Annotated in this window: 10 protein-coding genes and 1 tRNA gene; 3 read left to right on the forward strand and 8 right to left on the reverse strand. The window is 65.4% G+C overall.

Annotated features, from left to right (window positions below; all coding sequences use genetic code 11):
- The first annotated feature begins 2 nt into the window (after positions 1–2).
- The 3 genes from HUU94_RS02880 to HUU94_RS02890 all read left to right on the forward strand — a co-directional run bounded on the left by HUU94_RS02880 (position 3) and on the right by HUU94_RS02890 (position 1,541).
- Positions 3–77, forward strand: a tRNA-Gly gene (locus tag HUU94_RS02880).
- Positions 78–281: 204 nt separating this feature from the next.
- A complete protein-coding gene (locus HUU94_RS12750; protein WP_174273616.1) occupies positions 282–998 on the forward strand; it encodes a PEPxxWA-CTERM sorting domain-containing protein in 717 nt (238 codons plus the stop codon).
- Positions 999–1,064: 66 nt separating this feature from the next.
- A complete protein-coding gene (locus tag HUU94_RS02890) occupies positions 1,065–1,541 on the forward strand; it encodes a hypothetical protein (RefSeq protein ID WP_174273617.1) in 477 nt (158 codons plus the stop codon).
- Positions 1,542–1,843: 302 nt separating this feature from the next.
- On the opposite strand, the gene HUU94_RS02895 is transcribed toward HUU94_RS02890, so the two are convergent.
- The 8 genes from HUU94_RS02895 to ccsA all read right to left on the reverse strand — a co-directional run.
- Complete coding sequence (locus tag HUU94_RS02895) at positions 1,844–2,584, reverse strand: Crp/Fnr family transcriptional regulator (protein WP_174273618.1); 741 nt, start codon at positions 2,582–2,584, stop codon at positions 1,844–1,846.
- A 101-nt stretch (positions 2,585–2,685) separates the two neighbouring features.
- Positions 2,686–3,324 carry a tetratricopeptide repeat protein gene (locus tag HUU94_RS02900; RefSeq protein ID WP_174273619.1) on the reverse strand — a complete coding sequence of 213 codons (639 nt, stop codon included), beginning with the start codon at positions 3,322–3,324 and terminating at the stop codon, positions 2,686–2,688.
- The gene (locus tag HUU94_RS02905) at positions 3,324–3,734 is read right to left on the reverse strand and encodes a cytochrome c-type biogenesis protein (RefSeq protein ID WP_174273620.1); all 411 of its coding nucleotides are present in this window, start codon (positions 3,732–3,734) and stop codon (positions 3,324–3,326) included. Before HUU94_RS02905 ends, HUU94_RS02900 begins: the two co-directional genes overlap by 1 nt.
- Positions 3,731–4,261, reverse strand: a complete 531-nt coding sequence (locus tag HUU94_RS02910; RefSeq protein WP_174273621.1) for a DsbE family thiol:disulfide interchange protein — start codon at positions 4,259–4,261, stop codon at positions 3,731–3,733. Before HUU94_RS02910 ends, HUU94_RS02905 begins: the two co-directional genes overlap by 4 nt.
- Positions 4,258–6,267 (reverse strand): heme lyase CcmF/NrfE family subunit, encoded by a 2,010-nt coding sequence (locus HUU94_RS02915; protein WP_174273622.1) that lies wholly within the window; start codon positions 6,265–6,267, stop codon positions 4,258–4,260. Before HUU94_RS02915 ends, HUU94_RS02910 begins: the two co-directional genes overlap by 4 nt.
- A complete protein-coding gene (ccmE, locus tag HUU94_RS02920; protein ID WP_174273623.1) occupies positions 6,264–6,695 on the reverse strand; it encodes a cytochrome c maturation protein CcmE in 432 nt (143 codons plus the stop codon). Before ccmE ends, HUU94_RS02915 begins: the two co-directional genes overlap by 4 nt.
- Positions 6,696–6,827 carry a hypothetical protein gene (locus HUU94_RS12900; RefSeq protein ID WP_302480175.1) on the reverse strand — a complete coding sequence of 44 codons (132 nt, stop codon included), beginning with the start codon at positions 6,825–6,827 and terminating at the stop codon, positions 6,696–6,698.
- Positions 6,824–7,315, reverse strand: a 492-nt coding sequence (gene ccsA / locus HUU94_RS02925; protein ID WP_174273624.1) for a cytochrome c biogenesis protein CcsA, incomplete at its 5' end; no start/stop codon positions are given. The genes ccsA and HUU94_RS12900, both read right to left, overlap by 4 nt.

Raw genomic sequence — 7,315 nt, forward strand, 5'->3', positions numbered from 1 at the left:
GAGCGGGCGTAGCTCAGGGGTAGAGCACGACCTTGCCAAGGTCGGGGTCGAGGGTTCGAATCCCTTCGCCCGCTCCAGCACGATCATCGACCAGTGCGATCGAGCTCTGCTTTCCGGCGCTGCAACGGCGGGCACATGCAGCAAAAACCCCAATTTTCGCGCATCCGTTAATGTTGTTTTACATTCTTAACCCTCTTTTACGTTGCGATTCCGTATCTTTTCTGGCAGTAAACCTTCCGTACCGGTTTTTCGGCCTGCGACATCTACTTGGGGATTTGTCCGTGAGAAAATCTTTCATCGGCATTGCCGGCGCATTGGCGCTCGGGTTGACGGTCGCTCCCGCGAGCGCCGCGATCATCACGACTGCGACACAGACGATCAACTTCGGCGGGCCGACGGATTTCACGCAAATTCAGACGTTCGCGTTGTTCGACAGCAATCTCGGCACGCTGAAGTCGATCAACGTCTATGATTCCTACGGGATCACATCGACCGTGAACATCACCAACAATGCCGGCTCTTCGTCGACGGGATATGCCCGGACCGATTCGACATTCGATCTGCTCGCGGCCGATGCCAATCAAAACGCCGTGTTTATCTCCTTGCTTCCACAGCTCGAAGCGTTGGGCCAGAAGGTCAATTACACCTTGGGGGCTGGCGGCTCCACCAGCGGCAACAGCAATTCCACGACGCAGGTAAACGACTTCGTAAGCGATACGACGGCTGCCGATCTGGCCTATTTCGCGGTTTCGGGTGGCGGAAATTCTTCGGTCACCGGCAAGACGTTCACCTCGACCGTGCAATCCAATACGGGCGGCAACACGTCCAGTTCCCAGGTTACAACCGGCACGGGAAGCTTCAAGATCTTCTATACGTACGACGATTCCACGGCGGTGGTCGCGGTTCCGGAGCCGGCAAGCTGGGGGATGATGATCCTCGGCTTTGGCATGATGGGTGCTCTGGCGCGGCGTCGCTCGATGGTTCTTGCAAACGGCTGAGCCTTTGCACGGTGGGGATGAAACGGGGGCGGGCGAAAGCTCGCCCCTATTTTTTCGGCCGCGCCGATGATGGATTTCATGGAGCTCGATCGCCGGATCCAGGCGGTCGAAAAGAAGCTCAAGGCCCTCGAGAAATATGTTCGCAGCGATGCGTTCAAAACCTGGCGCCGGGTGATCGGCGGTATCCTGTCGATTTCGGTCGCGCTGGCGGTTGCCCTCTACGTCTATCGCTATGCGCAGATGGCGCACGCCAGGATACAAAGGGTGGATGCGTCGCTGGCGATCGATGCCCCTTCCTACGAATCGCCGTTCTGCCGATGGATATATAGCGACAACGCCCAATATACCGACTGCCTTCGTGGCGAGCAGATCGCTTTCATCAAGTTCGAAAAGGCCTGGCACGCCAACAAGCAAATCGGAGACTTGCGGGAACAGATGATCACCTGTTTCAACGCATCTCAGAATGAGGGAGGAATAAGCTGGCGATCGGCCGCCGAATGCGCGGAACTCGACAGCGAAGACTTGAACGGCACCAGTCATTGATCGCCTCATCTATGCCGAGACGATCCTCTCCTGTAAGGGGAGGTAGCTGATGAAGGCGGACGGAGAGTATCCCGCCATGGAGAGGGCGACACCCTCCGTCGTCGCTACGCGATGCCGCATCCCCTTTGAGGACCATATTCGTGCGCGAACTGGCTCCAGAGGCTGTCCTGTTCAAGCTGAACGTCACCCCGGCCTTGTGCCGGGGTCCCGCTTCTTCCTCAGCGTTGGTAGGCAGCGGGACCCCGGCTCAAGGCCGGGGTGACGAAGGTCCAACGGCAACAGGAGAGGCGCTAAGCATATGATCAGCGCGCGATGCGATCGAAATATAGATAGCGCGGATCGAACGCCGCGATGCGGATCAGGCCTACCAGATCGCCGATTTCGACACGACCGCTCCGAAAATCCAGCAGCCCCGCCTCGCGCATCTGCCGCAGCGTCCGGTTTACGTGCACCGGCGTGAGCGAGGTCGCATCGGCGAGATCGACCTGGGTCAGCGGCAGCGCATAGCCGGATCGATCGGCGAGCCCGACCACCTCCAGCCGCGCGCGCAGCTCGCAAAACAGATGCGCGACGCGCGCCATCGCGGATCGGCCGAGCGAGGCGATCCACTCCCGGTGGATCGCGGCATCCACCGCGGTCGAGAACCACAGCATGCGCGCCAGATGCGGCTCCTCATCGGTCACTTTGCGCAACGCCTGATGCGGTGCGATCGCGAGTTTGGCCGGAGACAGCGCAACCACGTCATGATCGAGATATTTCAGCACGAAGGCGTGCAGATCGACGAAGTCGCCGGGAACGTGGATCGCCAGGATCTGGCGCCGCCCATCGACCAAGGTGCACTGGCGCGAAACAAACCCTTCCACGAGCAGCTTGCTGACATCTTGATCGACGTGCGCGCGGCATATGATGGAGCGCGGCGCATAGCTTTCCACGTCGCTTATCGCGCGATCGAGGCTGTCGGCCTCTTCCTCGGTGATCCGGTCCGACCGCCGCAATTTGGTCAGCAGCGATGAAGTTACGCCGCCCAATACCTCATCAGTCATCGTTTAGGATCAGCCCCGCAAGCTCCCTAAGCCATCGATCCCCCGTGGCCTCGGGCTTCATGTCCATGGTAGCGACTGGTAACAAAATCTATTGATCCTGGTTAAGGCGCGCTTTTTCCACCAGTAGAACGTAATGATTCTAGAAGCATCAGCTTCTTCGCGAGATCGGGGCGCCACGCATCACCTCTGCGGGGATCGTTGACAAGACGCCGCCAGCGCTGTGTCGCCCCATCCAGATCACCGGAGAGCGCCTCGGCCAGCCCCAGGAAATATTCGGGCGCCGGATCGGCAGGGCTCAGCATCGCCGCATGTTCGAAGGCATAGACCGCCGGCGGCGTGACCGCGCCATCGGCATAGTGAACCAGGGCGTTGCCGAGCCCCATCCAGAGCATGGCGCTCTTGGGGGTGCGTGAGATCGCGCCGCGCAGGATGCCGATCGCATAGGCCGGATCGCCGTTGCGGATGAAGGCATCGGCGGTATCGAGCACCTGCGCATCGACGCCGAGCCGATCCATCCATCGTCCGCGCTCATCGGCGAAGACGGTTTCGCTTGGCGGAGAAGCGGCGATGTCGGCCGCCGGATGCCCGGCCAATGACGGATGGCCCTGCCACTCGTAGCCCGCCGCGGCGATGGCGACCACCGCGCCGACCAGCATCGACAGCCCGCGATGGCGCCCCGCCACCAGCCGTAACAAGACGAGCAGCCCCACCGCGAGCAGGCCGAAGATCAGCCAGCCCATCAGCGTTTCCGCCGCAACTGCCCGGCCGCCAAGGTGCCGCCCACCGCGACGAGCGCCAAAGGCGCGATCCAGAGCGGCCATGTCGTGCGATCGACGGGGGGCTTGTAACTCACCCATTGGCCGTAACGCGCGATCAGCCAGGCACGGATCGCCTCCGGCTGCTCGCCGGTGGCGATGCGTTGGCGGACGAGGCTGCGCATATCGCCGGCCAGTTCGGCGTCGCTGTCGGCGATCGACTGGCCCTGGCAGACGAGACAGCGCAGCGTCTCCATCAACGCCTTGGCCCTGGCTTCCTGCGCGGGATCGGGGAGCTGGACATTGGCGAGCGGCGCCGCCGGCATATTGCTGTCGGCCCACAGGGTCGCCGTGAAGAACGAAGCGATCAGCGTCGCGAGAACGGCGGATCTCATGCCGCCGCCTTCAGCGCGGCGACGACCGCGCCGATGTCATCGTCGGCGATCGGACCGATCTTCTGGAAGCGGATCACGCCCTTGCCGTCGACCACGAACGTCTCCGGAACGCCCGAGCTGCCGAAATCGATCTGGATGCGGCTGTCCTGATCCAGCCCGATCCGCTGATAGGGATTGCCGTACCGCCCGATATAGCGGGCGACGTCCTCGGGCCGATCGCGCAGCGCGATTCCGACGATCGGCGCCCCCCTCGCCGCCAGCGCGCGCAATTGCGGCGCCTCCGCCGCGCAGGGCACGCACCAGCTCGCGAAAAAATTGACAAGATGCGGCTTGCCCGTCGCGAGATCGCCGCTCGACAGGCCGGATATCGCCGCATCGGTCGCGGGCAGCGCGAAGGCGGGCACCCGCACGCCGATCATGTGCGAGGCGATGCTGTGATCGTCTGGCTTGCGGAGACCGAGGACGAACGCGCTCGCCAGGCCGATGAAGATCGCCAGCGGCAGCCAGAGCTTCGCCTGCCCCGTCATGCCCAGGCCTCCGCCTTGCGCCGGTCGGCGCGCCGTTCGCGCCCGACGCGGCCCAGCAACGCCAGCGCGCCGCCGATCGCGACGAGTGCCCCGCCGCCCCAGATAAAGGTGACGAAGGGCTTCCACCACAGGCGGAGCTGCCAGCGCCCCTCGCCGGCCGACTGGCCGAGGACGGTATAGAGCTGGCCATCGAGCATCGTTTGGATCGCGGTCTCGTTGGTCTGGGTCGGCGGCGCCCAATAGGTGCGGGCCTGGGGGTGGAGGGCGAAGGTGGCTGAGGTGCCGCGGCGGACGGTGAGCGTGGCGTCGAGCGCGGTCCAGCCGGGGCCGAAATCGGGGCTGATATCGCTGAGGGTGACGCGGTAGGGGCCGATCGCGACGGTATCGCCGATCCGTGCGGCGACGAGGCGTTCCTGCGTGAAGGCGCTTTCGCTCGCCATTCCGAACAGGCTGACCGCGATACCAAAATGCGCGATGACCATGCCCCAAAGGTGCAAAGGAGTACGCCGAAGGTTACGCCCGTAGAGCGGCAGGAGGCTCGCAAGCCCCACCCCCGCCGCCACCGCGAGCCCGAGCAACGGCAACAGGCCGATCGCCGGATGAAGCCGATAGGCCCCGATCAGCACGAGCAGGAGCAGTGCCGCCGGAAGAGCCAGGCGGCGCGCGATCAGCCCGAGCTGCTCGCGCCGCCAGCGCATCATCGGCCCCGCCGCGAGTGCGATCATCAGCACCAGCGCCAGCGGCCCGGCGGTCGCGTTGAAATATGGCGGGCCGACCGAGAGTTTCTCTCCCATCGCGTCCATCACCAGCGGATAGAGCGTGCCGATCAACACGATCCCGAGGATCACCGAGAGCAGGAGATTGTTGATGACCAGCGCGCCCTCGCGGCTGACGACGTCGAAGCGCGAGCCTTCGCGCACCGTGCCGATCCGAACCGCGAACAGCGCCAGCGCGCCGCCGATGTAGAGCAGAAGTAGCATCAGCAGGAAGCTGCCGCGCCGGGGATCGACCGCGAAGGCATGGACGCTCGTCAATATGCCCGAGCGCACGAGGAAGGTGCCGACCATGCTCATCGAGAAGGCGACCACCGCCAGCATCACCGTCCAGGCGCGCAGCCCGTCGCGCGTCGCGAGCACGGTCACCGAATGGAGCAAGGCGGTCGCCGCCAGCCACGGCATCAGCGAGGCATTCTCGACCGGATCCCAGAACCACCAGCCGCCCCAGCCGAGCTCGTAATAGGCCCAATAGCTACCGGCGGTGATCCCCAGCGTCAGGAACACCCATGCCCCCAGCACCCACGGTCGCATCGCGCGCGCGAAGGCCGGGCCGACGTCGCGCGTCACCAGGGCGCCGATCGCGAAGGAGAAGGCGATCGAGAGCCCGACATAGCCGAGGTACAGCGTCGGCGGATGGAAGGCCAGGCCGGGGTCCTGGAGCAAGGGGTTGAGCCCCTGCCCCGCCGCCGCCGCCGGATCGAGCCGCGCGAACGGGTTGGAGGCGAACAGCAGGAAGGCATAGAAGCCGAGCGCGATCACCGCCTGCCCGCCCAGGGTCGCGATCAGCGTCCGCTCGGGCAGGCGCCGCTCGAGCAGCGCCACCGCCGCGCCGCCGAGCGCGAGGATCGACACCCACATCAGCATCGATCCCTCGTGATTCCCCCACGCGCCCGCGAAGCGATAGAGCAAGGGCCGCGCCGCGCTGTCATTGTCGGCGACGAGGCGGACCGAAAGGTCGACCTCGACGAAGACGGCGATCAGGCAGGCGAAGGCGATCGCGGTGAGGATCGCCTGCGCGACGGCAACGGGGCGGAGAAGGCTTTCGAACCCACCCCCAGTTTGGTCATCCCGGCGCAGGCTGGGATCTCCGGATATAGAGTTCGCGCTTGCCTCACGAGATCCCAGCTTTCGCTGGGATGACGGATTTAGGACAGAAACGGCCAGCACCAGTTGCAGCGCGCACAGGGCCGCGCCCAGCCAAAGCGCGGCGAGGCCCGCTTCGGCGATCATTTCAGGCTGGCCGATTTGTGCATCGCGCCCGCGACCTGCGGCGGCATGTAGCGCTCGTCATGCTTGGCGAGGATCTGGTCGGCGACGAACAGGCCCGTACCGTCGAAACGCCCGTCGGCGACGACCCCCGATCCCTCACGGAACAGCGCGGGGACGATGCCGCTGTAGCGTACCGCCACGCTCGCCCGGCCATCGGTGACGAGGAAACGGATCGTGACGCCATCGGGCAGCCGCGCGAGCGATCCGCGCGTCACCATCCCGCCCAGCCGCACCGCGCGCCCCGGCGGCAGATGATCGCGCACCGCATCGCCCGGCGTGTAGAAATAGGAGGCCTGATCCTTGAGCGCCGACATCGCGAGCAGCGCCGCCGCGACGATCGCCGCCACCGCCAGCAGGGCCAGCGTGAGCCGTTGGTTCTTGGCCTTCATCTATCGTTCGCGGAGCGCGTCCGCCCTCCGCTCGGCGCGGCGCAGCGCGGCGAAGCTCCAGGCGACGAGCGCGAGCGTGCCCAGCACCGCCACCGCATAGGCCGCCAGCACGAAGCTCCACCCTCCCGTCATCCCGCCGCCATCCGCCGCAACCGTGCCTCGACCCTGGCATCGGCCAGCAGCGCGCGCATCCGCATCAGCACGATGCTGGTGAACAGCAGAGTGAATCCCAGGAACGCCAGCGGCAGCGGCCAGAGCAGGCTGCGGTCGATCGTCGTCCCTGAAAGCCCGATACTCTGGCCCTGATGCAAGGTGCGCCACCACAGCACGGAGAAATGGATGACGGGGAGGTTGACCGCACCGATCAGCCCGAACAGCGCGGTGATCCGCTGCCCGCCCTGCCCGCGCCCCGCCGCGTTGGCGAGCGCGATATAGGCCAGATAGAGAAAGAACAGGATCAGCATCGAGGTCAGTCGCCCATCCCATTCCCACCAGGTGCCCCAGGTCGGCCGTCCCCAGATCGAGCCCGACGCGAGGCAGATGCCCGCGAACACCGCGCCCGGCGGCGCCAGCGCGCGCCCCGCGACCGCCGCCAGCGGGTGCCGCCAGACGAGCTGCAT

This window comes from Sphingomonas bacterium, assembly GCF_903644055.1.
Lineage (GTDB): Bacteria > Pseudomonadota > Alphaproteobacteria > Sphingomonadales > Sphingomonadaceae > Sphingomonas_I.

What these genes read in the sequence shown, in the direction of transcription:
- HUU94_RS02890 (WP_174273617.1), top strand. Translation starts at nt 1,065, where the DNA reads ATGATGGATTTCATGGAGCTCGATCGCCGGATCCAGGCGGTCGAAAAG.
- HUU94_RS02895 (WP_174273618.1), bottom strand. Translation starts at nt 2,584, where the DNA reads ATGACTGATGAGGTATTGGGCGGCGTAACTTCATCGCTGCTGACCAAA.
- HUU94_RS02900 (WP_174273619.1), bottom strand. Translation starts at nt 3,324, where the DNA reads ATGGGCTGGCTGATCTTCGGCCTGCTCGCGGTGGGGCTGCTCGTCTTG.
- HUU94_RS02905 (WP_174273620.1), bottom strand. Translation starts at nt 3,734, where the DNA reads ATGAGATCCGCCGTTCTCGCGACGCTGATCGCTTCGTTCTTCACGGCG.
- HUU94_RS02910 (WP_174273621.1), bottom strand. Translation starts at nt 4,261, where the DNA reads ATGACGGGGCAGGCGAAGCTCTGGCTGCCGCTGGCGATCTTCATCGGC.
- HUU94_RS02915 (WP_174273622.1), bottom strand. Translation starts at nt 6,267, where the DNA reads ATGATCGCCGAAGCGGGCCTCGCCGCGCTTTGGCTGGGCGCGGCCCTG.
- ccmE (WP_174273623.1), bottom strand. Translation starts at nt 6,695, where the DNA reads ATGAAGGCCAAGAACCAACGGCTCACGCTGGCCCTGCTGGCGGTGGCG.
- HUU94_RS12900 (WP_302480175.1), bottom strand. Translation starts at nt 6,827, where the DNA reads ATGACGGGAGGGTGGAGCTTCGTGCTGGCGGCCTATGCGGTGGCGGTG.